This is a genomic window from Dictyobacter halimunensis (assembly GCF_036245075.1).
The window spans coordinates 5,485,334-5,509,304 of the sequence record NZ_BSRI01000002.1 but is presented as its reverse complement, the minus strand read 5'-3'; the positions used below and the strand labels follow the sequence as shown (position 1 = coordinate 5,509,304).

Annotated in this window: 20 protein-coding genes; 7 read left to right on the top strand and 13 right to left on the bottom strand. The window is 56.8% G+C overall.

Features of this window, described 5'->3' with window-relative positions; genetic code table 11:
* Nucleotides 1–391 precede the first annotated feature (391 nt).
* Entirely contained in the window at nucleotides 392–2,593 is a 2,202-nt protein-coding gene (locus AABA21_RS36965) for a multicopper oxidase domain-containing protein (RefSeq protein ID WP_338257909.1), read from the top strand.
* Between the two features lie 110 nt (nucleotides 2,594–2,703).
* Here AABA21_RS36965 and AABA21_RS36960 read toward each other — a convergent pair whose 3' ends face one another.
* The 5 genes from AABA21_RS36960 to AABA21_RS36940 all read right to left on the bottom strand — a co-directional run bounded on the left by AABA21_RS36960 (nucleotide 2,704) and on the right by AABA21_RS36940 (nucleotide 8,562).
* On the bottom strand, nucleotides 2,704–3,579 hold the full coding sequence (locus tag AABA21_RS36960; protein WP_338257908.1) for a DMT family transporter: 876 nt from the start codon (nucleotides 3,577–3,579) through the stop codon (nucleotides 2,704–2,706).
* 2 nt (nucleotides 3,580–3,581) lie between these two features.
* Nucleotides 3,582–4,556, bottom strand: coding sequence for a GntR family transcriptional regulator (locus AABA21_RS36955; RefSeq protein ID WP_338257905.1), 975 nt, complete (start codon nucleotides 4,554–4,556; stop codon nucleotides 3,582–3,584).
* A 232-nt stretch (nucleotides 4,557–4,788) separates the two neighbouring features.
* The gene (locus AABA21_RS36950) at nucleotides 4,789–5,886 is read right to left on the bottom strand and encodes a YsnF/AvaK domain-containing protein (protein ID WP_338257904.1); all 1,098 of its coding nucleotides are present in this window, start codon (nucleotides 5,884–5,886) and stop codon (nucleotides 4,789–4,791) included.
* Nucleotides 5,887–6,315: 429 nt separating this feature from the next.
* A complete protein-coding gene (locus AABA21_RS36945) occupies nucleotides 6,316–7,182 on the bottom strand; it encodes a YsnF/AvaK domain-containing protein (protein ID WP_338257903.1) in 867 nt (288 codons plus the stop codon).
* Between the two features lie 276 nt (nucleotides 7,183–7,458).
* Complete coding sequence (locus AABA21_RS36940) at nucleotides 7,459–8,562, bottom strand: hypothetical protein (RefSeq protein ID WP_338257902.1); 1,104 nt, start codon at nucleotides 8,560–8,562, stop codon at nucleotides 7,459–7,461.
* Nucleotides 8,563–9,266: 704 nt separating this feature from the next.
* Between AABA21_RS36940 and AABA21_RS36935 the strand changes: the two genes are divergently transcribed.
* The gene (locus AABA21_RS36935) at nucleotides 9,267–9,686 is read left to right on the top strand and encodes a nitroreductase/quinone reductase family protein (RefSeq protein ID WP_338257901.1); all 420 of its coding nucleotides are present in this window, start codon (nucleotides 9,267–9,269) and stop codon (nucleotides 9,684–9,686) included.
* A gap of 46 nt (nucleotides 9,687–9,732) precedes the next feature.
* On the opposite strand, the gene AABA21_RS36930 is transcribed toward AABA21_RS36935, so the two are convergent.
* The 3 genes from AABA21_RS36930 to AABA21_RS36920 form a co-directional block, all read right to left on the bottom strand.
* Entirely contained in the window at nucleotides 9,733–10,743 is a 1,011-nt protein-coding gene (locus tag AABA21_RS36930; RefSeq protein ID WP_338257898.1) for a phosphotransferase enzyme family protein, read from the bottom strand.
* Between the two features lie 46 nt (nucleotides 10,744–10,789).
* Nucleotides 10,790–11,356 carry a cysteine hydrolase family protein gene (locus AABA21_RS36925; protein ID WP_338257897.1) on the bottom strand — a complete coding sequence of 189 codons (567 nt, stop codon included), beginning with the start codon at nucleotides 11,354–11,356 and terminating at the stop codon, nucleotides 10,790–10,792.
* A 66-nt stretch (nucleotides 11,357–11,422) separates the two neighbouring features.
* Nucleotides 11,423–12,958, bottom strand: coding sequence for a serine/threonine protein kinase (locus tag AABA21_RS36920; RefSeq protein ID WP_338257896.1), 1,536 nt, complete (start codon nucleotides 12,956–12,958; stop codon nucleotides 11,423–11,425).
* 502 nt (nucleotides 12,959–13,460) lie between these two features.
* Between AABA21_RS36920 and AABA21_RS36915 the strand changes: the two genes are divergently transcribed.
* The gene (locus tag AABA21_RS36915; RefSeq protein ID WP_338257894.1) at nucleotides 13,461–14,051 is read left to right on the top strand and encodes a GNAT family N-acetyltransferase; all 591 of its coding nucleotides are present in this window, start codon (nucleotides 13,461–13,463) and stop codon (nucleotides 14,049–14,051) included.
* 78 nt (nucleotides 14,052–14,129) lie between these two features.
* On the opposite strand, the gene AABA21_RS36910 is transcribed toward AABA21_RS36915, so the two are convergent.
* The 3 genes from AABA21_RS36910 to AABA21_RS36900 form a co-directional block, all read right to left on the bottom strand.
* Nucleotides 14,130–14,648, bottom strand: a complete 519-nt coding sequence (locus tag AABA21_RS36910) for an SMI1/KNR4 family protein (RefSeq protein WP_338257893.1) — start codon at nucleotides 14,646–14,648, stop codon at nucleotides 14,130–14,132.
* A 481-nt stretch (nucleotides 14,649–15,129) separates the two neighbouring features.
* Nucleotides 15,130–16,734, bottom strand: a complete 1,605-nt coding sequence (locus tag AABA21_RS36905; RefSeq protein ID WP_338257892.1) for an FAD-dependent monooxygenase — start codon at nucleotides 16,732–16,734, stop codon at nucleotides 15,130–15,132.
* A gap of 168 nt (nucleotides 16,735–16,902) precedes the next feature.
* Entirely contained in the window at nucleotides 16,903–17,529 is a 627-nt protein-coding gene (locus AABA21_RS36900; protein ID WP_338257891.1) for a TetR/AcrR family transcriptional regulator, read from the bottom strand.
* Nucleotides 17,530–17,887: 358 nt separating this feature from the next.
* Between AABA21_RS36900 and AABA21_RS36895 the strand changes: the two genes are divergently transcribed.
* Together AABA21_RS36895 and AABA21_RS36890 are read left to right on the top strand one after the other, a co-directional pair.
* Nucleotides 17,888–18,433 carry a hypothetical protein gene (locus AABA21_RS36895; protein ID WP_338257890.1) on the top strand — a complete coding sequence of 182 codons (546 nt, stop codon included), beginning with the start codon at nucleotides 17,888–17,890 and terminating at the stop codon, nucleotides 18,431–18,433.
* Between the two features lie 23 nt (nucleotides 18,434–18,456).
* The gene (locus tag AABA21_RS36890; RefSeq protein ID WP_338257888.1) at nucleotides 18,457–18,795 is read left to right on the top strand and encodes a GIY-YIG nuclease family protein; all 339 of its coding nucleotides are present in this window, start codon (nucleotides 18,457–18,459) and stop codon (nucleotides 18,793–18,795) included.
* Here AABA21_RS36890 and AABA21_RS36885 read toward each other — a convergent pair.
* A complete protein-coding gene (locus tag AABA21_RS36885) occupies nucleotides 18,789–19,904 on the bottom strand; it encodes a DSD1 family PLP-dependent enzyme (RefSeq protein ID WP_338257886.1) in 1,116 nt (371 codons plus the stop codon). The two genes, AABA21_RS36890 and AABA21_RS36885, sit on opposite strands and share 7 nt — an antisense overlap.
* 354 nt (nucleotides 19,905–20,258) lie before the next feature.
* Between AABA21_RS36885 and AABA21_RS36880 the strand changes: the two genes are divergently transcribed.
* Nucleotides 20,259–21,611, top strand: coding sequence for a cytochrome P450 (locus AABA21_RS36880; protein ID WP_338257885.1), 1,353 nt, complete (start codon nucleotides 20,259–20,261; stop codon nucleotides 21,609–21,611).
* A gap of 427 nt (nucleotides 21,612–22,038) precedes the next feature.
* On the opposite strand, the gene AABA21_RS36875 is transcribed toward AABA21_RS36880, so the two are convergent.
* Nucleotides 22,039–22,374 (bottom strand): hypothetical protein, encoded by a 336-nt coding sequence (locus AABA21_RS36875; protein WP_338257884.1) that lies wholly within the window; start codon nucleotides 22,372–22,374, stop codon nucleotides 22,039–22,041.
* Nucleotides 22,375–22,725: 351 nt separating this feature from the next.
* Between AABA21_RS36875 and AABA21_RS36870 the strand changes: the two genes are divergently transcribed.
* A complete protein-coding gene (locus AABA21_RS36870) occupies nucleotides 22,726–23,961 on the top strand; it encodes a hypothetical protein (RefSeq protein WP_338257883.1) in 1,236 nt (411 codons plus the stop codon).
* Nucleotides 23,962–23,971 lie beyond the last annotated feature (10 nt).

The window sequence follows — 23,971 nt, the reverse complement described above, 5'->3', positions numbered from 1 at the left end:
TTGCTGAAAAAGACAAAGGAGAAATTATGGCATCTTTTGTCGCGAATCTATGTGATCAACAGTGATCTTGGCCCATTTTCAAAACAGCATATCTTGTTACCTACCCCATGAGATATCCAGTCCTCGCACCCGATACTCCCAACATCCCTAAACGTATCACGAATTGAATACCCTTGTTTTAATTTCTCTACCAGGGGTAAAGAAATCGATTCTTGCTATAAAATCCCCTCTTTTTGCCCCAAAAAGCTTAAAGAAAAGAGGAATTGCCAAGTCTACTATTACATTGATGATCTTGGATGCGAAAGATGTGACCATACAGGATCAGTTAATACACGTGGTAGCGGATGAAGGAAGCGCACCCGCTTCTTTCATTGAAGGAGGGATTGTCAAGATGACAAACCGCAGACAGTTTATCAAGCTGGGAGCAGTTATCGGAGTAGGGCTTATTATGACACGTGGTGGGGAAGCACTTCTGAGCACACCCGAGGCGGACGCCAGCGTGCAGGCCGCGCAGGTCCCGCTCTCCTCATCAAGTATTCCTCAGTTTGTGGACCCCGTACTAACCTTTGTCGGCCAGCGGCAGAGCAGCCAGTCTCTTACCGCATCCATACAGGAGTTTCAGCAGAAGGTTCTCCCGGCCCAGGTGTACGCATCGTTGCCAGCTCCCTTCAACGGAGGAACGTTTCTGTGGGGCTACGCGATCGGGAACCGTCCCCCGTCGTATCCGGGATGCACGATCGAGGCGGGCCGTGGCTATCCCATGACCATCCTCTACAGCAATAATCTCCCGGTATCCACCAGTTCCCAGGTGGCGCCACGACTGACGGTCGACCAGACCATCCACTGGGCCGATCCATTGAACCAGATGAATATGATGATGACCGATCCCTATAAGGGCTACTATCCGACGGTAACCCATCTCCACGGCGCGGAGGTCCCGTCGGCCTTCGATGGCGGGCCCGAGCAGTGGTTTACCCGCAACGGTCTGCGCGGCCAGGCGTACGCGACGTATGCCTCGACTCCGCCCAATACGGCCATCTACTGGTATCCCAATACGCAGGAGGCGACAACGCTCTGGATGCATGATCACGCGCTGGGGATGACCCGCCTCAATGTGTTCAGCGGACTGGCCGCCTTCTACTTGCTGCGCGATCAGTACGATAGCGGCCAGTCCAACAATCCGTTGGGACTTCCCGCCGGCGCGCAGGAGATTGAGCTGATGATCCAGGATCGGCAGTTCGATACACAGGGCCAGTTGCTCTTTCCCGATGGGACGCCAACCGTCAATCCTACCGGCCTCAATGGCCCTCCACCCAATCCTCAGGCGCACCCGTACTGGATCCCCGAGTTCTTTGGCGATACCATCGTGGTTAACGGGAAGAGTTGGCCCTATCTGAATGTGGAGCCGCGCCGCTACCGCTTCCGGCTGCTCAATGGCTCTAACGCGCGCTTCTATCGCCTGCACATGGTCGATAGCACGCAAGGCACCCCTGGCCCGGCGCTCTGGCAGATTGGTACCGATGGGAGCCTGCTCGATTCACCGGTTCAGCTGAGCAGCGATCCCTTGTCTTCCAACTCCTTGCTGCTCGCGCCAGCGGAGCGCGCTGACCTTATTATCGATTTCTCCGGACTCAATGGTCGCAACTTTACGCTCACCAACGACGCGCCCGCTCCATACCCGGACGGCAATGATCCCGATCCGGCGACGACCGGCAAGATCATGCAGTTCCGCGTCGGCACGTCGCTCTCCTCGCCCGACAATACCTACAATCCGGCCAGCGGTGCCGCCTTGCGCGGCTCCAGCCGCAATCAGCCTCCGGCGCTCGTGCGCCTGGCTAATCCCCAGCAGGGCAACCTCGCCAGTGGAGTCACCCCTTCGCTGACCCGTCAGCTCATCTTGGTCGAGAACGAGGGACTTGGCGGCCCGCTGGAGGTCCTCGTCAACAATACCAAGTGGACAGGCCTGCGCGAAGGAACCCAGACCCCCATTCCGGGCTCGCAGCCTATCGCGCTCCCAAAACCTGAATACCTGACCGAGATCCCGCGCACCGGCTCAACGGAGGTGTGGGAGATCATCAATCTGACCGAGGATGCCCACCCCATCCACATCCACCTGATCCAGTTTCAGCTGATCAACCGCCAGCAGTTCGACAAAGATGCCTATTTCGCCGCCTATAGCTCGCTCTTCCCCGGTGGCACCTATACGGGCGTTATGCCGGACGGCACCCTGGGACCCATGACCTACCCGCCGGGCGTCTATATCCCCGGCTATGGTCCTCCGCGCACCTACACCACCCCCAATAGCGGCGGTGCCATCGGCGGCAACCCGGATGTTAAACCCTACCTGCAGGGCTCCATCATCCCCCCAGACCCCAACGAGGCCGGCTGGAAGGATACCATCAAGATCTATCCTAACCAGGTGAGCCGCCTGGTCATGCGCTGGGCCCCGACCGCCCTGGCGGTGTCTGCCGTCCACCCCGGCGAAAATCACTATGTCTTCGATCCTACCATCGGTCCCGGCTACGTCTGGCACTGCCACATCCTCGACCACGAAGACAACGAAATGATGCGCCCCTACATCCCTGTACGATAAAATCAGCAGCGCCCCGCCCGGATCCATCCGGCGCGGGGCGTGTCTCCCATATGTTCGGACCTCGCGTCCCATATGTTCGGACCTCGCGTCCAATTTCCCTCTCCCCGCACTCACACGCCCACCCCCTGCCGCGAAAGATAAACCGCCGCCCCAAGAATCAACCCTCCCCCTACCACCGCCATCGGACCAAACGGCTCCCGCAATACGCTAATCCCCAAAACCAGGCCAACCAGTGGCTCCAAGTTGAGATAGACCCCCGCCCGCGCGACCGGAAAGCGGGTCAGCCCCCAGTTCCACAGGACCGTAGTAGAGGCAGAGCAGAGGACCCCCAGGATCAGTACCGACAGCCACGCCTGCGGCGAGAGATCGAGCCGCGGTACCCCATCCCACCACAGCGAGATGGGCAGCAGCGTCAGGATTCCAAATAAGAAGCTGTAGGCGGTGGCGACAATCGCCGTGTAAGCCTGGGAGAGGCGCTTCCCCAGCAGCGTCCAGCCGACAACGGCGAACAGGGATACGAAGACGAGCCCGTCTCCGAGCCAGTTGTTGTCCCGTCCAGGCTGCCCGACAATAAGGATGGCCCCCAGACTTGAGCAACCGATGGCCAGCCAGCCACCTTTGCTTAACCGCTCGTGAGTGAGGATAACGGCGGCCAGCGCCAGCAGCGGCGGCAGTAGGCCGATGATCAGTGCGGCATTGCTGGCACTGGTTAGCTTCAGACCGAGAAACTGTACGAGAAAGGTCATGGTTACGGTGAGAAATCCCGTCAGCATGAACAGCGGCAGGTCGCGCGGTCGCGGCCAGATGCACCGCCAGAACGCCACCGGCAACAGGACCAGGGATGCCAGCGCAAAGCGATAGAGCACTACCTGGGAGACGCTCAGTTCATGAAAGGCCAGCTTGCCAAATAAGAAGCTCATTCCCCACAGACATCCGGCCGCGATCAGCGCCGATATCGCCCATCGCTTTAACACCGCTGCATTCATGGTTATCGACTCCCTTCACCCCTTTCATCAACAGCCTCTATCTTCCGGCGCAGATAGAGTAGCGCCGCCGGATCAAACTCGGTCACGTAGTCCTGGACCGCGCGCCCTCCCGACCATTCATTCTCGTTGATCAGGGACCGGCCGTGCCGCGATAGGTAGATATAGCTGGTGGCCTCAAAGATCGCTTTTACCTCCTCATGATGGGTGACGCCACCGGTGATGGGCCGCAGATGAGACAGGCCCGCCCCCTGGATAGCTCGCTTCATCTTCTCGGCGCTCTCCCGTGTGGCACACAGCAGCCCGACCGGCGTCTCCGCCGGCAGTACGGATAGCTGACTCAGGACCTTTTCATAGGATGGCTCGATCCTTAGTCCTAGCACGCTTCGCCCCTCGCCTACTATGGCTTGCAGTTCAGCGACATGCGAGAGGGTAGTCGCGATTACATCAAAACCTTCAAGGAACTCGGGACCCTGCCGGGCCAGGTCGTCCAGTAGATATCCATCTGGCCTCACCCCTAAATTGCGTTCAAGGGATTGCAGAAAGTAGTCGAGGTCGGCTTGATTACATTCGGCGAACAGGCAGCGTATATCTGGTGGCGTGATCTCGTATAATCTGGCACGCACATAGGCGGTACGAGCAAACATGTCTACTGAAATTCCGGCCGCCAGCGCCTGCATTAGCGCCTCATCCACCAGGTCAAGCAACGTCCCATATTGCCCGATCTCAGATCGCGACAGGCTCGAAGCCACAAACGTCCCCCGCCCCTGATCCGTCACCACATACCCATCGCGCTCCAGCTGCTGATAGACACCGCGTACCGTGTTATAGTTCACACCCAGCACCACCGCAACCTCGCGCACGCTCGGCAACTGCTTCCCCAACTCCCACCGACCACGCGCGATCTGAAACTTGAACTGCTCTACCAACTGCGTATGTACCGAAAATGCCTCCGCTTTGTCGATCTTTAACTGGCTCATCATCATTGTCCTACTGAACTAATTCACCATATCACCTGTAGATAAAATACAATGCTGAGAGCAAATTGTCAAGGACCATAGCTCTCAGCAACTCTCAGCACAACCTCACAAAAGATCAACCAATCAAGAAGAGGGCCTCCGCTTCGCGGGGGCCCTCTTCCTTCACTGTATTTATTGTATGCTATGCGCCGATGCATGCTCGTGGTGGCGAGCGATGCATGAACAATCTATATTATAGATTCTGGTCGCGGGTGCGATCTTCTACAGGCACATCGCCATCAGTGTCCACGCGAGCTTCTTCACGGCGAACGGTGTCGCGGACGCGCTGCGTCTCCTGGACGTTGCGCTTGCCTACCGCTACCTCACCAGTGGTGACGGTATCCTTCGAGGCGTTGACCTGCTCTTCGCTGACCGGCACGCGGATATGCTCATCGGTGCCTATCGGGGTGTCGTTGTCAACTTCGCCATCGGCTACCGGACGACGCTCAACGTATACCTCTTCATGCGAGACCGGCACATCGATGTTCTTCTCTTCCTCGACAACGTCCTTATGCAGCCCAACCTCGCCGGCCTGAACCCGCTCTTTGCCAACGTTCAGACGCTCCTCGCGCAGACGCAGGCGGCGCTGCTCCTCACCATTCACATCATTCTCAACCCGATCATTTCCATACGTGTTGGCATCACGATCATTCTGATACATATTAGCTCCTCTATCAGTAGTGCTGTAGTTCCGATCATTCTGATAGGTATCGGTATTGTTATAATCCGCATTGTTCTGATAGGTACCTGCCTGGGTTCCAGCATTGTTATACGCCTGCTGATCCTGGTAGGTGCCCGTGCCAGCGTCGGCGTTGTTGTACGCCCGATCGCTCTGGTACGTGTCGGATCTGGTCCCACCGGCAGTGTCATAGTCACCATCGGCGAGCGTCGCGTTCCTCTCCGTGTTTGTATTGTAAGTCCCGGACTGTGCCGCGTCATTCTGGGTGCCATAAATCTGGCCACCATAGCTGCGCAGAATGCTTAATACTTCCTGCTCGCGTCCATTGCCTTGTACGGCCACGATCCCATGGCCCGCGCGATGCTGCTGCTGATAATAATCAGCCTCGTCGTTCGTCAGACCAAGATCTTTCAGGTCGTGGGAAACATTGGTGTCTCCATCATCGGTAAACAGGTTTCTGAGACTGGCAAAAAAACCATTATCGGTATTGGGTCGACTCGAATAATAAATCTGATCCGCCCCAAAACCCGCGCTCTCCAGCGCATTGATCGCATCATCAGCCTGAGCAGGCTCATCGAATACACACATCAGATTCGGTCTTGTCATCGCCATTTTGAAGACTCCTTTTGCATTCATCACTCACACAATACTACCTACATCAATATTCCACTTCTATCCGCTTCCCATCCTTCTCATATTTTGTGATCCGTGAGACGTTCTATAGTAGACCACGTTTACATAAATTTATACGATCCTTTCTTACGCGGGGATGCACGACAATTCTAAGAATTAGTAGAGCTTGCAGAACCAAAAACCGGCATTTCTTTTCGCAATCAGTCGCATAACGTTGTGCTGACTCAAGCGCATCGAGACAAATCAGTCTGAAGTGGCACATGTCACATTTACTGAAAAAAATGTAACCTTTTCTTAACTGATTTTAATTGACGGATCGACTTTCTTATCTATTATGAGCTTGGCCGCATAAAAAACGTTAATCTTTCTCGCATTGCCAGCATTGATAACGCCGTCCTGACTCATCGGCTAGCGCTGCTTGAGCTGCTGAGTATCCTCGGCATCCCCCTGCACGATACGCGCGTTTCCGCTCTGCGAGATGGAGAACTCTTCGTGCTTCACAGGCTCGACCATCTGGACGTTGTTGCTCTGCACCTTTTTGCGAATGACGATCTCTTCTACGACAACGGGCCGCTTGTCAAAGACAACCTCATCTTCATGCACGAGGATTCTAATCGTTCCGCCTTCCGGCAATGCATCCTCAGCCTCCTCTTCACTATAAACGGCATCTTGCTCCTGCGCGTCCTCGTCTTCGCGCACAGCCATCTCACCATCCTCCTGTTCAGTTGAACGGGGAGATGTAGCCGGGTCCGCGTTCCCTGGCAGGCGCTCAATGATCACCTCTTCGCGCGTCACCGGAATAGTAAACGTCCTCTGCTCGGTGATCACCCGCTTGTGGACGCGAATCTCGCCCGTGGTCACCCATTGCTTGCGAACATGCACCTCCTCTTTACGCAGCGGAATCACATGCTCCTGCCCCGGTTCAACCGACATAAAAACGCTATATGCCCCATAACGGTGGAGAATATCGCGGCACTCCAGGGGGCGGCCCTGGGACCGGACAGCCATCAGCGTGGCGCCGGCGTCAAACTCGCGCTGGTACACTTGATGCTGATCCTCCGGAATATCCAGATTGTGCAGCTCATCGATGTTTTCCTGAACGTGATTCTCACCAAATGCCTGCTTGAGCGGGGCAAAGAGCCCTTCATGATGCCGACGCAGCAAAGTCACCTGCTCCCGCTGCCAGCCAGCCTCCAAAAGCTCATTGTACGCCTGCTCCGCCAACGAATGTTCCCGAAAAACTCCCACCACGACTGGACCAGAATTCATAGCCATGCTCTTCTATCTCTCCTTCTTTCTTCACACAAATTCTTCACAGAATGTTTTCGACCACATGGCTTTTACACGTACTTCCCCAATCATGGGAGTCAGACCAGACTGCATCTCCCGCCCCCGCCTCCCCGTCGAAACCGCCCCCATACGTTCGGACCTCGCGTCCGATTTTCTCTCGACGCACGATCACGCCGCGCATAAGAAAAAGGCTCCGCATCATGATGCGGAGCCTTTTCCATCGGCCTCAACCGTAGAGACCTTCCTGCCGAAAACGTAATCTTACAGGTTATTATTCGGGTCACGGTTCGGGTCGTAGTTCTCGCGAGCGCGCTCATCCATAGAAACATCGTTCTCAGTACCACGCGTCCCCATGCGCCGCTGCTCTCTAGCAACTTCATTTCCCACGCGGTTATCAGCGTACGTATTGGCATCCCGCTCATTCTGCTGATAGGTACCCGCTCCAGTTCCAGCGTTGTTATACGCCGGGTCGTTCTGTTGCTGCTGCTGCTGATATGTTCCAGCATTATTATACGCCGGATCATTCTGCTGCTGCTGATATGTTCCCGCGTTATTATACGCCGGGTCATTGTTCTGCTGCTGATACGTTCCCGCGTTATTATACGCCGGGTCATTGTTCTGCCGCTGGTACGTTCCCGCATTGTTATACGCCGGATCGTTGTTCTGTTGCTGATAGGTACCTGCTCCTGATGCCATATTGTTCGCGTCTGCCGGATCGTTCTGATACATGCCCGCCCCGGTTCCAGCGCCGCCATAAGGTGCCTGACCTCGGTCAGATCCCGCGCCAATGCCGGTGTTGCCATACGCCGGATCGTTCTGGTACGCACCCGCTCCGGTTCCAGCATTGCTATAATCCTGCTGATCCGGAGTAGCACCCATTCCCGCGCCAGCGTTGTTATAGGTCTGGTCGTTCTGGTACGTGTCGGTCCTGTTCCCTCCGGTGGCCCCATAATCGCCATCGGCACGCTCCGTGTCGGTCGTACCATAGGTGCCAGACTGATCCGAGGTATTCTGGGTACCATAGACATGCGCACCAAGGCTACGCAGAATGCTTAATGCTTCCTGATCACGTCCATTGGCCTGTACAGCCACGATCCCATGGCCCGCGCGATGCTGCTGCTGATAATAATCAGCTTCGTCACTCGTCAGACCCAGGTCCTTCAGATCGTGTGAAACATTGGAATCACCATTATTGGCAGAGAACAGGTTTCTGAGGCTGGCAAAGAAACCATTGTCGTTGTTGGGTCGACTGGAATAATAAATCTGGTCCGCTCCAAAACCAGCGTTCTCCAGAGCATTGATCGCGTCATCGGCCTGGGCAGGCTCATCGAATACACACATCAAATTAGGATTTGTCATTGCCATTTTGAAAGCTCCTTCTTTACATTTGTCACTTACACTGTGCAACTTGAATATTCCAGTTCAATCCACTCCTCATTCTGACCACACATCATGACCAGTGAGAAGCGATGCAACAAAATACATTCATATAAGCTCAATACGCTTTCCCTGCCTGTACAGATCCAGCACAACATTAGAATCAGCAGAGCTTGTACAGCACAACATCCAGCATTTTTCAGCAAGTATTCGACGCCAATCAGCATGATTGCGGCCTGTAAAGACAAATTACCCAGAATCAGCACCCACTCCATTTACTAAAAAAATGGAACATTTCCTTACCTGATTTTAATCGCTGTCGTCGTTTTCTCATCTAATCATAAGCTGACAACACTAAAATGCTACATCTAACAAAAAAGAACAACCTGCACTATACGTGCAGGTTGCCATGATCAGATCTGATGGTTCCTCAAGGCTTACTCGCCACCGTACTATGCCTGGCCTCCGGGAAAAGCCTCTGCCAGATGCGGCCTCACAGATTCGTCTCGCTCATAATCAGGGTCGCTCCTGACCGCGTTTCAAGGTATACTTCTTCTATCAGTCTGGTGAAATGCCAGCGACGGTTATAAGATCGATTATGCCTTTGCGTACCAGAAGTTTTGTCAGCTTCAAATATATCTATAAGCCTTTGTAGGCTGGCAAGCATTTAGCTATAAGAAAGGACAGATACAATGAGTCAATGGTCGAGTGAAAGAGTTAAGGATTGGAACAATCAGATTGTGGTCGATTTCCGCGCCCATGGCGGCAAGGTTAGTGGACAGTACGAGCGCGCAAACCTGTTGCTGCTTACCACTATAGGAAGAAAAAGCGGCGAGCCTCGCGTGACGCCGCTGGCCTATCAGGCCGATGGGGACCGCCTGATCGTAGTAGCCTCCTTTATGGGCTCCCTACAACATCCCGCATGGTACCTCAATCTGAAGGCTCACCCCGAGGTGACGGTCGAAGTCGGCAACGAGACCTTTCAGGCCATCGCCAGCGATACCGATCCATCCGAACGCGCCAGCCTGTTGGAGAAATGGCCCATGGCCAAACAGCACCAGACCCAAACCAGCCGCGAAATCCCATTCGTCGCCCTCCGCCGCATCCCATAGCTTCGGACCTCGCGTCCGATTAACCCCTCGACGCACGTCACGCTCGCTACAAACGAGCCTCGGCGGCATAGGCGGCCTCGATCTCTCCGCCAGAGGCCAGCAGGCTCTGGAACAGACTGGCTTCCGCCTCCTTGCTCGCCTCTGAGAGATGCTCTTTGAGGAAGACGTTCTGCGCGCACTCGATCAGGTCCTGCGCGACACGCTCGTAGCGGTAATAGGTGAGCGCGGTCCAGTCGATCCGCGCTTCACCATATCCTTGAAAAAATGGGGGCCGGTCGGAGCCGCCTGGACCAGTTTCCGGCTCCCCGACAAAGAGGAAGTCGCGCTCTCTGAGGGCCAGCATCACTTCGTCCCAGTCGATGACAAATACATGGCCGGCGCGATCACGGATCAGGTTGGCGGGATGCAGGTCGGCGTGGCAAACGACCAGGGGACCCGCCTGCCGCTGGAGGATCCCCCCCAATACCTCCAACCTTTCCATGACGCGGTGAATCGTGGCTCGCTGCTCCCGCCAGCTGGCGAGCAAAACCTGTTCGGGAACGTTGCGACCTTCACCGTTCTGGCGCACATACCTATCCTCAAAGGCGCGCATCCGGCCGACATAGACGCCCACGTCAAAGGTCTCACGGCGCAGCGTCCCCTGGACCCCCACAGGCGGCACGATCTGGTGGATCTGCCTGAAGATGCTCCCGACATCCCTCCAGTTCTGTTCCGTCATACCGTTCCAGCTGGCGTCCCCATCAATAAAGGGATACACGACCACGGTTCGCTCACCGAGCCGCGTCCACAATCCACCTTCCAGGGTCGCAATAGGCGCCACCAGCGCCTCCACACCCTGCTCCCTGAGATATGCCGGCACAAGATAGCTGGCCTCGTACAGCTCTCTGCCCGTGATCTTGAGCAGAAACGCCTCGCCCCGCTCGCTGACGACGCGATACACGGCCGCGTCATAATCAAGTCCCCCCGGAAGAAAGGTCAGTTCCATGGCCGTCAGCCCATAATATTCATCCAAGCAGGCCGCCAGCACGTCCTCTCCCACGTCCAGTCGCTCACCCACAATAACACCTCTGCTCTCTACCGTGAATGCCGTCCTCACATTGCGATCAAGCCTGGGCGGATGCCAGCACCTCTTCGGTCGTCACCACCTGCGCGAACTCTCCATGCAGGCTAGCCAGGCTGATGGCGTAAATATCCTCGGCGCGATACAGCTTGCCGTCGGGCCCGACGCGGTCAAACGTCGCGGTGGCATCACCGACCAGGTAAGTATCAAATCCCAGGTTGCCCGCCATGCGCGTGGTGGTCTCGACACAGTGGTTGGTTGTCAGGCCCACCACGACCAGGGCCGTGATCCCGCGTTCGCGCAGCAGCGCCTCAAGCGGCGTGCCGATAAACGCGCTATTCACCTGCTTGGTGATCAGCGTCTCACCTGGCTGCGGCCGCACCTCCTCCTTCAACGCATAGCCCGGCCCCGCGGGATTGAGCGGCGAATCCGCCATCTGTGATTGATGCTGCACATGAATAACCGGCCAGTGTCGCGCGCGCCAGGCCTCTAGCAGCCGCACAATATTCTCTTCCGCCCCAGGATTGTTGCGCCTGCCCCAGGACGGATCCTCAAATCCCTGCTGCACATCAATAATCAGTAAAGCCGCATCGGCCAATGAAAGCGCCATCTCATATCCTCCTGCCTTCTTACCTTATCTTTGAACCCATATCATACCCCAAAAATGCTGGCATGATCATCGGGCGGGAGGCGTCCCCGGCGGGGGCGGCAGACAATTATAATCGACAACATAAATAGTGTCGATCTTCCAACCATTACTCCCCTCGCTGATCAGGGTCAGGTTGGCCGGCTTATTCTGCGGCTCATCCGGAGGATGCCCTCCATCCGGTGGCTGCCCCCCGGTTGATGGTGGCGGGGGCGGCGGCTGACGATCTCCATCCGGCGGTGGACCATCAAAATGTGGACAGGTCAGCGTCAGGTTTAATCCCGCCTGGTGCCTGGTATCGGGAACACTGGCGACGACGCAGCGGCTCGTCCCCTGAAAATATTTTTGAAAATCTGTGAACGGATGCTTGTTCTGATACCCGCGAGAAAGCTGGTCGTACGCGGTTTGAAAATCGGGCGCCGTTGAGTTCATGGCCTTACAAAAGAGTGTGACCACCCCTAACGGCGTATGCGCGTCCACGACGACCGCGGTCGCAGTGGTGACGCTGGTGCGTGGACCCGCAACGCGTGTGCTGGGATTAAACACATTCACATTGAGCAGCAAAACGTAGACCAGCAGGAGCACCAGGGCGATCCCGATCGCTGCCGAGGTTGCCAGCAGTCCTCGCTTCGATTTTTTGTGGACCATCGGCGCCACCAGTGGCATGATCCCTTGCTGCCTTGGAGATGAGGAGAGCGAGACAGGTGTGTTCAGCTTGCCCAGGATACTCTGCAGCCTGAGCTTCACCTCTTCCATGCTCTGGGGCCGTTCCTTTTCGTTGAGATCCATCATCTGCATAATCAGCGCCTTGAGCGCTAGCGGCACGCCCGGCACCAGGGAGTCCAGGGCCGGAAAGTGAAACATTGGCAGCGTGATATCAAAGCCCGAGATCAACTGATATAAGATGACGCCCAGGCTGTAAATATCGGCGCTGGGCCTGGTCTGCTTCTCACCATATTGCTCGGGCGCCGCGTAACCGGGCGAACCTTGATCGGTGGTATCCTTTGTTTGGCCGCGCTTAAAAAAGCGCGCGATCCCAAAGTCGATCAGGTAGATATGCCCATCGCTGGCGCGCATGATATTGGACGGCTTGAGATCCCGAAAAATGATCGGCGGGTGATGGGTATGCAAATAGTGCAATACATTGCACAGCGCGATCCCGATCTCGATCACCTCTCCCAACTGCAATTTCCCGCCCTGGCTGCTGAGATACTCCTCCAGCGTCTGCCCCCTGATATAGCTCATCACCAGGTACCAGCGCTGGTTCTCCTCAAAGTGATCATAGATGCTGGGCAGGTGCGGATGCTGCAGCCCGGCCAGAATATGCGCCTCGCGCTTGAAATTCTGCGCCGCCTGGACCCTCTCCTCCGACGGCAGAAACGACTGGCTCATCTCCTTGATCGCTACCAGCCGGCTCCCCAGCTGCATATCCCGGCCAAGATACACCGTCCCCATCCCCCCCTGCCCAATCACGAATAGCACACGGTAGCGCTGTTTGAGCATTCCTTTAGACGCGGGCACCGCCTGAGGAGGTGAAAAGGGAGCAATACTGTTTTGCTCATCCAAAAGCGACCGACCACACTTCAAACACCGCGTCTGCCCTCTGGGATTCTCAAAACCACAAGCACTACAAACAAACAAAAAAGACGGCATCTCCATCTCCTCAGAGCTTATTATCCTCTTAATCCATAAAATGGAATATATTGGCACAGTTCCCCTGAATGTTCAAAAAAAGTATACATAAAGAGGAAGAGTTATCGCAAGCTTATTTTATCTCTCATAGCATGAATGGATATGCCCTTACAGGTATAGGTTTTCCGGGGCTGTGCCCCTAGACCCCCTTATGCCGCCCTGCGGGCGGCGGGGGGAGGAGAGGCGTTGGGGGCACAGCCCCCAAACCCCCTGTAGGTGCTGGGCTTGCCCCAGTTTGGGCTCGCCGCTTGATTCATGCCCCCAGCATGCTCGCTTGCATCCCCGCTCATACGTTCGGGCCTTGCGTCCGATTTCCCCCTGGCGTACGATACGCACAACCACCATCATCCAAAGCACGCACACGAAAGGATTCACCATGCATCAACCGCAAGAAACACTGGAACTGGTCAAACCAGCCGTCGCCTATGGCCCCGCCTTCATAGAAATGGTAGATGACCATCTCTCCCACGGCGAGCACTATAACTACAGCAATGTAGGACTGGCACGCGAGGATTTCGCCGCCTATGTGCGTGAGATGGAAGAGGAGGCCCAGGGCATCGGCCTGCCCACAGGACTGCCCCGGCAGCAGACCTACTGGCTGCTCAAAGACAGTACCATAATCATCGGAGAGATCCGCTTCCGCCCCCACCTTGAACAGCCATACGAGAAGTTCAACGGGCATACCGGCTACAACATCTGCCCTTCCTATCGTGGACAGGGCTATGGAACGCGTCAACTGGCCCTACTCCTGCGGGAGGCGCGTCAACTGGCCCTACCCGGCATCTCGATGACCATCGAGGACCAGAATCCCGCCTCCGAGCGCATCATCACTAAAAACGGCGGCCGCCTCCTGCGCGTCATCGATAATCCCCCTTCGATCCGCGTCGTAGAGGTCAACGGCACATGGACTGTCAAAGACACCATCAAGCCAGGCATACGTTGCTCCCTCTGGTGGATCGATCTCTAGACGCTTCTTCTGTTATTAAGAGGAGTAAAGCAGAGATGGGTTGCCTGCCGCGATGACGGCAGGCAACCCATCTCTGCTTTACTCCTCTTCTAGCTGACCGTCGAGCCACTGCAAAAAGAGATACCACCAGTCGGGCTCTGGCTTTTCATCAGGATTAAATATGGTCGTCAAAAATTCATCCACCGAGAAGCCCAGCGGAGCCTCCCAATCACCACCATCAAACTGGAACGCCCGCACACGGTCGGTCGTCACGTTCCAGACTACAGGGCAGCCACCACCATCCTCAGCGATTACCACGTGCCGCCCTGCCAGCAACACATCGCCGCGCTTATCCCAATCGCGCAACAGCTCAAACCATTTGCGATTCATCTCGACAAGTTGAGACAGCGAGGGCCAGTTGAACCAGTTAACATATCCCCCATCACAGAGCCGGTAGAAATCCTGTAGCGCCTCACAACCGGGTAGATAGGAAGGCCACTGATCAGAGGAAGGAGGAGAGATCGTCCAGGCACAAAACTCCACTTTTTGCCTGGTCAGGGGCGCAATACGACTCTCCTGCGCCACCCAACGCTGAATAACATCGCGCCAATCTCGCATAGAGAAAACTCCACATCTATTCGTCTTCTACTCGTACGAATGGCAGTGTAGACCTGCACATAAACAACAATAATACCATGCCCAACGCCAAAAAATCCCTATAAATGCTGGACATTGTGTTAAGTAGTCTATCACCTTTTTTATCTCTATGCCAACGCACCCCACAACCTCCCTATCACCCGCCACCCCAAAGCTCAATACCTTCAGCTTAAGAAAACGCGCGAAGAGAAAGAGATGCAGTACGTGCGGGGCTTGCCCCCGCTTACTTCCTCGCTGCTCGAAAAAGCAGCCGGAAGAATGCAATGCATCATATGCAACCGTTCCTGGTCGCTTTGAAGGCGCACTTCCTTTTGGGAAGCAAACAAGCGGGGGCAAGCCTCGCACGTACTGTGGTCTTTTCTCGTTTTGCATGATCTTACATTGAACGTATTGCGGCTTGCCCCAACCTGGCCCCCGTCCCCCCACGACACCTTCCCCCATATCATTCCACGCCGGCCCACTCCCTGTAACGCCGCAACGACCCCTCCGCACCAAACCGGCCGCGCACCGCGACATAGCCATCAGGCCGTATCAGGACCGCCCCTTCATCTTCAATACCGTAACGCTCAAACAGGGTATCATCCGGGTTATAATATACCCCCTCCTCCCCTGCACCATCCGGCTGGCCACGCAGGATATGATAAACGTCCAGCCAGTCCCGCCAGCCGCCGAGCGCGCTGCGCAGTTCGCCGTCAACCTCCTCTTTCCGTCGTCCAAAGAGCAGCAGAACGTGGCGATCACCGTTCAAAAGGTCATACAGCCTGCCGGGCACGTTCTCGTGCCCTTTGCATATCTGCCCATCGGGAGCACGGCTGCCCGCCTTGATCGCGCCCTGTCCAGACCCCGCCTTCTCACTACCGTCTTCGATCGCTAATGGACTGCGCGGATAGGCGATGCTTAGTTCAGAGGCGTTGGTCGTGAAAATCTGCTGCACCTTCTCCAGCCTCGTCAGATGCGGCGCGACCGCGTCACGGGTGGCGGTAGCTACCGGCTGGTGCATCAGGGCCAGGTCCGTCAGGCGACCGGTGTTGCGCAACAACTGACGTCCGACCTCCGCCCGTTCGCTGGCATAGCTCTCCAGCAGCCGCTCATGGGCTTTCCCCTGCGCGACCAGGGCCAGCTTCCAGCCCAGGTTGAACGCGTCCTGGATACCCGTGTTCATGCCCTGCGCCCCGATGGGCGAATGGATGTGCGCGGCATCACCGACCAGGACCACGTGCCGCCACAGGTAGCAGTCAACCTTGCGCTGATTGATCTGGTAGCGCGCCAGCCAGGTAGGATCGGTCGCACGCGCTCCCTCGGGACCACAGGCGTCGATGGCGCGCTGGATCTCTTCCAGGGTGATCTCGCCCGCTGGCGCCTCCTCCGGCTTGTAGGCAATGATAAAGCGATGCTGCCCATCCGGCATCGGAAAGTAGGCGATAAAGTTGCCGCGATTGAGACGCGCGAAGGCCTGGTTATTCGGTACGTCCCACTGCATCCGCACGTTGCCGGTAGCGAAGCTCTGCTCAAACGTTTTGCCCACAAAGGTTGCCCCGACCAGGTGCCGCACCTTGCTATGGGCCCCATCACAGCCGATCAGCCAGCGAACCTGAACACGCTCCTCGCCGCCATCAACGTGTCGCAGCAGCGCCTCAACCCCCGCCTCATTCTGCTCCAATCCGACCAGTTCGGTGCCGCGCTCTATCTGACCGCCCAGCGCCTCCACATGCTTCGTCAACACCGCCTCAGTCGCAGGTTGTGGAAGCATCAGCACATATGGATAGGCACTCTCCACGTGGCGAGCAAAGTCAAAGCGCGCCAGCTGCCGCCCCTCGCTATATATGCTAAACGCCGGCACCTTCACCCCCAGCCCCACCATCTCCTTCGCCAGCCCCGACGGCGTCAACAGTTCCAACGTACGCGACATCACTCCCAGCGCCTTCGTATTCTCGGCCGCCCTCACATTCTTATCAATCAACCGAGGCCGCAGTCCGCGCCGCAACAGCTCATGAGCCAGCGTCAACCCGCACGGACCCGCCCCCACAATCAACACATCCGTCTCCATGATCTTCTCCTCCTTTTCATATGTTCGGACCTCGCGTCCGATTTCCTCTCGACGCACGACCACCTTCCCCGAAGGCTTCGCACCTCGCATCCCATACGTTCGGACCTCGCGTCCCGTACGTTCGGACCTCGCGTCCGATTACAACCGTTCCCCCACGACCACGCCCCCTCAAACCCTCAGCGCCCGCATCATCACCTCCACCACCGCGTCGGCCCGCTCAAGCGCTACCGATCCAGTCTCCCCCTCCGCGAAAAACACGTCGAGCAAGGCATACGTCAACAACCCGCCAACCATGGCATGGGTGACCGCGTCCATATCCACCTCGTCCACCACGTTATACGCCCGCGCCTGCTGCAGCACACCCATGATAACCATGCGCCCACGCTCCGGCACCGCCTGTTTAAACAGCTGTCCCAGGTGCGGAAAGCGTCCACTCTCCGCCATGATCATGCGCAGCAGCGCCAGGTAATCGGGCTGCACCATCACCGACAGGATCGCGCGCGCCACGATCGTCAGTGCCCTTCGCAACGCCTCCATATCGCGCGGCTCAGGCAGATCCGCCAGGGCCGCTGCCGGACGCTTCTGCTCCAGCGTCATATGCTCCAGCACATCCACAAACAGCTCCTCCTTGCTCGCATAGTGACGGTAGAGCGTCTCCTTAGAGGCCACCCCCGCCTCCGCCATAATCGCATCCGTACTCGTCCCCGCGAACCCCGACACCAAAAACAACCGCTGCGCCGCCACCCGAATCTGCTCCCGCGTCCTCAACGCCCGACTACTTATCTTCTTATCCATCGTTACCAATCTCCGTATCGTACCTTACGGTACGATTATAAACCAACCCACGCAAAAAATCAACCCCCCAAAATGGAACACACCCCCAACGCGATACGCCCCCGTAGCAGCCCGGACGACCTTCAACGGTCGTCCGGGCTGCCACCAACAGCAACGGCAGCCCACGTCCCCCCACGACACCGCTTCCCCTGTCTTCCACGCTCGCCCACGTGGTACCTCCACGCCAACGTTCCACACACGAACCCACAAGCAAACGTCCCCAATGGAGCACAAACTCTCCACGCTCGCGTCCGATCTCTCTTGTCAACTAACGTTACTTACGATATAATAGCACCCACAAAAGCAAAAGGAATCTATCATGGCACTCTTTGACGATACTTTAATAGAGGAGATTACGGCTCTCATCGCGCGACGTCACCGTACGCTGGGGGACGCGCTGGGGATCACAAGCCGTCCGTCATCGGGCGACGAGGCGAGCCCGCTGCGGCGCGATCTGTGGCTGTTGATCGGCATCGCCAACGGCGAGTTCAGGCGCTCCGATGAGCAGACGGTACAACAAGGGGAGCAGGCCCTGGCACGCGTACAGAATCTGCTGCTGGACAATCCCCTGGGTGGCCGAACACTGCTGCCGCACAACTTCTGGCAGAGCGATATCGGTATCCTGCTTTCGCGCGTGCGCTGGTGGATCTCATCCGATGAGTTGATTACGATCAGCAACGCGGCCGCGCTGGCCTTCGGTTCCAATACACAGGCCAATCGCATGCGCATCGTGCGCGCCATCGACAACGGCCTCCTGGAGTCGTTCCCCGACCCCTCGGTTGCCAATCCTCAGCAGAATAAGCGTGTGCTGCGTCCACAGGTCGAGCGGCTACGCGATCAGCGTAGCCTGCCAAGTATAGAATAAATACGAGAGAAGAAGGATCAACTATGAATCGCAGAAAAGAGCTTGCGCAGGCATATAAAGAGCGCGAAATCATCGGCGGCATCTACATTATAAAGAATAGCCGAACCGGCCAGTATCTGCTCAGCCATACCGCTAACCTGCAGGGGGCGCGCAACCACTTCCAGTTCGCCGTCACCACCGGCTCTACGGTCCACCCCCGGCTGCAGCGGGACTGGCAGGCGCAGAGCTCCCAGGACTTTACCTTCGCAGTGCTCGAAGAGCTCAAGCAACAGCCCGATCAGAGCCCGGAGTCCTTCCTTGACGACCTGAGGACGCTTGAGGAGATGTGGCGCGCCACCCTGGACCCGGCACGGTCCTACTGAACCTTTCCGCGCGCGAGGACGGGCCAGATGGCCTCGATGCGCCCGTCGCGATAGGCATAATAGGTGTCGTGCAGGTTGATGGTGGTATCAATATGGCTGGGGATCATCTCAACGCGATCGCCGATCTTCAGCGGCAGTTCCTGGGCCGCGTCAGCCTCATCGCGCCAGACCAGTGCTCCGTGCTCGTCTCCCTTCGGCACGTAGACCAGCTGCTCCCACCCCTTTGGCTCGGCCATGCCGCTATCGATCGAGAGCGATTTGAGGCCCGCGTCGATAATAGCTCGATCAGGAGTGGGACGGCTGATGACGGTTGATAACACGGTCAGCGCGTTGGAATAGACCGGCCCCAGGGCGTTGCGGTAATCGGTGTCCATAAATACAAATGAGCCGGGCTGCACCTCGGTGATACCATCGAAGTCGGCGCAGAACTCGGCGGTCCCCGTTCCACCGGTAGTCACGATCTGGATCGGGAAGCCGGCCGTACGCAGCTGCTCGGCGGTCTCGGTCAAGGTCTTCATAGCCCGCTGGCAGCGCCGCTGCCGCTCCTGTGGATCGTGGATATGCTGCAGATGTCCTTCGTATCCCTGCACGCCGATCAGCTGCAGATGATCCATCTCGCCGATCTGCCGCGCCAGCTCCAGCGCCTCTTCACCCGGCGTGACCCCGCAGCGATCCTGTCCCACATTCAGATCCAGCAGCACGTTGGCCTCCAGATCGGCGGCCCCGACCGCCGCGTCGAGCGCCCGCGCCCCCACCACACTATCCACCACCACCTTGATCAGCGAGTGCCCCCGCAACAGCGCCACCAGCCGCGCCAGCTTGGGCCTGCCCACGATCTCAGTCGTAATCAACAGATCCTCGATCCCGCCCTCCGCCATCACCTCGGCCTCGCTCACCTTGGCCACGCAACCCCCAACGGCCCCCGCTGCCAGCAACCGCAGCGCCAGCTCAGGACTCTTCACCGTCTTAAGATGCGGCCGCACCTGTATGTTGCGTACCCGAAACCGCTCCATCAAACGACTGATGTTATCCTCCATCAGCGTCAGATTCACAATCATCGCCGGCGTATCCAGCACCTCAAGCGCATCGCCTACCCGTGGCTGATACATAGTACTACGCACTCCTCATATGTTCGGACCTCGCGTCCGCTTTCCTCTCGACGCACGATCACGCCCCCATAGGTTCGGACCTCGCGTCCGCTTTTCTCCTTCCCCTCCACCTCATCATACGTTCGGACCTCGCGTCCGATTAAAACCGTTCCCCACTACAAGCTACCGATACTATAATATCATACGCACAATCTCATAAGCTCGCCCATTACCCACGTTACCTACCCTTTCACATAAAAAACATATTGAAAATAAGCATCAGATCAGCTATTATCTATAGAGAGCTATTTGAAGGAACTGCAATCAGGTTCCTTTTTTTATGTAACCTGTATCTGCCAGAAAAGGAAACCGCAGATGGACGCAACCAAACCCAAACCGACGCTACCCCCCGGCCCCAAACCGTTACCCGTCCTGGGAAATAATCATAGTTTCGTCAAAGATCCACTCCATTTCTTGCAAACCCTCCACCAAACCTATGGACCCATGGCCACTATTTATATGACCGATACACCCTCAGTGGTCCTGTTTGAACCGGAACATATCCACTATGTTCTGACCGAGAACCCTCGCAACTTTACCAGCGCGGAATTCGCACAGGGCCTGCAGGAGTTTACCGGCCATGGCCTCTTCAACCTGGATGGCGATACGCATCGCCAGCAGCGCCGCCTGGTGCAGCCGGCCTTCCATCGTAAACGGGTCGATAGCTACGCCGATACCATGCGACAGTATACGCTGGAGGTGCTCGATAGCTGGAAAGCCGGCGATCAGCTCGCCCTGGACCAGGAGCTTCAACAGTTGACGATGCGCATCGTGGCGAAGTGCCTGTTCAATGTTGACCTGGGCCTGCGCAACAGCAACCTGGGTCAGGCATTTACGGATATCCTGGAAAATCAGCCACGACTATTGGAAACCATCTTGAAACTGCGCATCGATCTGCCTTTCACAGATTATGGCAAGCGCCAGCGCGGCAAGCGCATTATTGATAAAGTGATCTATCAATTGATTGCGCAACGCCGCCAGGAGGGCGGCGATGAGGGCGACTTCCTGTCGATGCTGCTGGCCACCACCGAAGATGGTCAGGGCCTGTCGGATACCCAGATACGCGACCACATTATGACCTTTGTGGCCGCCGGACACGAGACATCAAGCAATACACTGGCCTGGACTTTCTACCTGCTGGGGCTGGCTCAAAATGAGAGTAAGTATGCCGCGCTCTGCCAGGAGCTCACATCGCAGCTACAGGGCCAGGCCCCTTCGCTAACCGATCTCTCCAGGATTCCCTATACGGAGTGGACCATCAATGAGACCCTGCGCCTCTATCCACCTGCCTATCTGATTGGCCGCCGGGCGCGCGAGGAGTTCTCGCTCGGTGAATATACCCTGCCTGCCGGAACGTTTGTACTGATCAGCAAATGGGCGCTCCATCGCCGCCCCGACCTGTGGGAGGCCGCCGACGAGTTTCAGCCCGAGCGCTGGCGACCCGAAAACGCCAAAAGCATTGTTCCCTGGTCCTACATCCCCTTTGGAGCGGGGCCGCGCATGTGCATCGGCATGCCCTTCGCCCAACTGGAGATGCGCATCCTCCTGGCGACCATGCTGCAACGCTTCAAGTTCCGCATCGCCCCCGGCTTCAAAATGCAGACCGACCCCCTGATCACCCTGCGCCCCAAAAATGGCCTCCATGTCATCCTAGAATCCGTATCCTGATAAGCATATCTAGAATGCGCCCCTCCCTCAAGAGGCGCATTCTCCTCTCTTTAAATACACCCATGGCGCTCAACAGTTCTTTCTCTGCTACTGCGGGCGCATCCATGGCGCTCAACAGCTCTTTCTCTGCTGCTGCGGGCGCACCCGTAGCGCTCAACAGCTCTTTCTCTGCTGCTGCTGCGAACGCGCATGCGCGCACCCGTAGCGCTCAACAGCTCTTTCTCTGCTGCTGCTGCGAACGCGCATGCGCGCACCCGTAGCGCCAACAGTTCTTTCTCTGCTGCTGCTGCGAACGCGCATGCGCGCACCCGTAGCGCCAACAGTTCTTTCTCTGCTACTGCGAACGCGCATGCGCGCACCCGTAGCGCCAACAGTTCTTTCTCTGCTACTGCGGGCGCATCCATGGCGCTCAACAGCTCTTTCTCTGCTACTGCGGCGGACGAGCATGGGCGCGCCCGTAACGCCAACGGTTCTTTCTCTGCTGCTGCGGACGCGCATCCATGGCGCTCAACAGTTCTTTCTCTACTACTGCGGGCGCACCCATGGCGCTCAACAGTTCTTTCTCTGCTGCTGCGGGCGCACCCATGGCGCTCAACAGTTCTTTCTCTACTACTGCGGGCGCACCCATGGCGCTCAACAGTTCTTTCTCTGCTGCTGCGGGTGCGCGCATGCGCACCCGCAGCAGCAGAGAAACCAGCGCGGCCGCTGCGCGGCCGCGCGTGCGGAAGCCATCAAACACCCCAAAAAGAAGTGTGTCTGACACACCCTCACCTTTGCATCAGAAATAGAAGAGATTACAGCGCGATACTTTAAGTATAGATCAATTGAACGATGCTGTATTTCGGTTTATACCGAATATGAAATCTTTTAGTCCTATTTACTCAAATTAACTATTGCATTATTAGAAATGGTAGTGTAAAATTGGCAAATGTCTATATATCGATATAGGTTATACACTTCACAGACCTGAGGAGAAAGAAGGCTTCAAAAAAAACAAGTAGATTACCGTATACAGGATGTACACGCGGGTGCCTGCGTTGTACAAGTTTTCCCCGCATTCAAATGAATTGAACATGTATTTATGTTTATGGTTCACACATGAGGAGCTATTTTCATGAGGAAACACCTGCATTCTCTACGCTTTGTAGCTATCGCTATCGCACTTCTGGCGGCGGTAGGGGCCGGCTTCGGTACTTTTTATTTTCATGGCAGTGACGCCCATGCCGCCCCGGCGGACGACGGCCTTGGCTCGCCAAAGTACACCACCGATGGTGGCGTGTCTAATTTCTCATCACGCGCCAATACCATCCCTTACTGGCAGTCGTCCTTTACCGATCCAACCAATAGCAAAACCTATCCTTATACCATGGTTGGCGCCAACCCCAACACGAATAGTACCTCAACTATTCCTACAGTGATCATCCCGGTCCGCTTCACTTTTGCTAAATCCGCCGATGCCAATAATGTACTCGATGGTACAGATAGGGTAGCAGCGACCGTACAGTCGCCTGTCTTCCAGAAAGCTGATATCGGCGCCGCCGCTGATGCTACAGCTAGCGCGCCACCCAGCCAGCCTGGAGTTGCGCCAGCCAATGCGCGTCCGGTTAAGGAGCCCAGCGATGTAACCCAGGTGGGCGATGCCATCTATCGCGCGCAGTGGGGCAAGAGCGGTTCAAGCTACCACGTGCTGCTGGGGCAGCCAACGGTTATGCCGACCGTTTCCTACAACGTTCCTGCTAACCAGGGCCAGATCACCGTTGGCTCTCGCTCACATGCTCGCATCGGCCTGATGGACTATAACTGGTTCTCCAGCCGCCTGCATGAGACGATCAATAGCCTGCATATCACCCCCAACGAGCTGCCTATCTTGCTGGTGGACAACACCTTCCTGTATGAGGGCAATGATACCAGCAACTGCTGTGTGCTCGGCTACCACGGCGCCTTCTCTTCTCTGAATGGCAACGGCCAGCAGCAGGTGCAGACCTACATGTTTGCTTCCTACAGCTCACCTGGCATCTTCCGCACCAACCCTGGCGATACCATGTCCTACACCCAGGACATCCATGGTCTGAGCCACGAGGTTCAGGAGTGGTATGACGATCCGTTCGTCAACAATACGGTCAATCCCTGGCTGACCCCGACCGCTCCACAGTATGGTTGCACCTCCGATATGGAGACCGGCGACCCCGTCGTTGGCTTCGGCTTCACAGTCCATATGCCCAACGGAGTGGACTACCATCCTGAGGACGAGGTACATTATTCCTGGTTCGCCCGCGAGTCACCATCGCGCGCCGAGCAGGGCTACTACACCTACCTGAACAACTTCGCTGGCGTCGCCAAAGGCTGCTAGCACTTCTCAA

Excerpts from the sequence above, each read along its gene's own strand:
- AABA21_RS36885 (WP_338257886.1), bottom strand. The coding sequence starts at position 19,904 with ATGTATCAGCCACGGGTAGGCGATGCGCTTGAGGTGCTGGATACGCCG.
- AABA21_RS36945 (WP_338257903.1), bottom strand. The coding sequence starts at position 7,182 with ATGGCTATGAATTCTGGTCCAGTCGTGGTGGGAGTTTTTCGGGAACAT.
- AABA21_RS36965 (WP_338257909.1), top strand. The coding sequence starts at position 392 with ATGACAAACCGCAGACAGTTTATCAAGCTGGGAGCAGTTATCGGAGTA.
- AABA21_RS36900 (WP_338257891.1), bottom strand. The coding sequence starts at position 17,529 with ATGGATAAGAAGATAAGTAGTCGGGCGTTGAGGACGCGGGAGCAGATT.
- AABA21_RS36910 (WP_338257893.1), bottom strand. The coding sequence starts at position 14,648 with ATGCGAGATTGGCGCGATGTTATTCAGCGTTGGGTGGCGCAGGAGAGT.
- AABA21_RS36915 (WP_338257894.1), top strand. The coding sequence starts at position 13,461 with ATGCATCAACCGCAAGAAACACTGGAACTGGTCAAACCAGCCGTCGCC.
- AABA21_RS36940 (WP_338257902.1), bottom strand. The coding sequence starts at position 8,562 with ATGGCAATGACAAATCCTAATTTGATGTGTGTATTCGATGAGCCTGCC.
- AABA21_RS36905 (WP_338257892.1), bottom strand. The coding sequence starts at position 16,734 with ATGGAGACGGATGTGTTGATTGTGGGGGCGGGTCCGTGCGGGTTGACG.
- AABA21_RS36890 (WP_338257888.1), top strand. The coding sequence starts at position 18,457 with ATGAATCGCAGAAAAGAGCTTGCGCAGGCATATAAAGAGCGCGAAATC.
- AABA21_RS36895 (WP_338257890.1), top strand. The coding sequence starts at position 17,888 with ATGGCACTCTTTGACGATACTTTAATAGAGGAGATTACGGCTCTCATC.
- AABA21_RS36925 (WP_338257897.1), bottom strand. The coding sequence starts at position 11,356 with ATGGCGCTTTCATTGGCCGATGCGGCTTTACTGATTATTGATGTGCAG.
- AABA21_RS36955 (WP_338257905.1), bottom strand. The coding sequence starts at position 4,556 with ATGAGCCAGTTAAAGATCGACAAAGCGGAGGCATTTTCGGTACATACG.
- AABA21_RS36960 (WP_338257908.1), bottom strand. The coding sequence starts at position 3,579 with ATGAATGCAGCGGTGTTAAAGCGATGGGCGATATCGGCGCTGATCGCG.
- AABA21_RS36880 (WP_338257885.1), top strand. The coding sequence starts at position 20,259 with ATGGACGCAACCAAACCCAAACCGACGCTACCCCCCGGCCCCAAACCG.
- AABA21_RS36950 (WP_338257904.1), bottom strand. The coding sequence starts at position 5,886 with ATGGCGATGACAAGACCGAATCTGATGTGTGTATTCGATGAGCCTGCT.
- AABA21_RS36935 (WP_338257901.1), top strand. The coding sequence starts at position 9,267 with ATGAGTCAATGGTCGAGTGAAAGAGTTAAGGATTGGAACAATCAGATT.
- AABA21_RS36870 (WP_338257883.1), top strand. The coding sequence starts at position 22,726 with ATGAGGAAACACCTGCATTCTCTACGCTTTGTAGCTATCGCTATCGCA.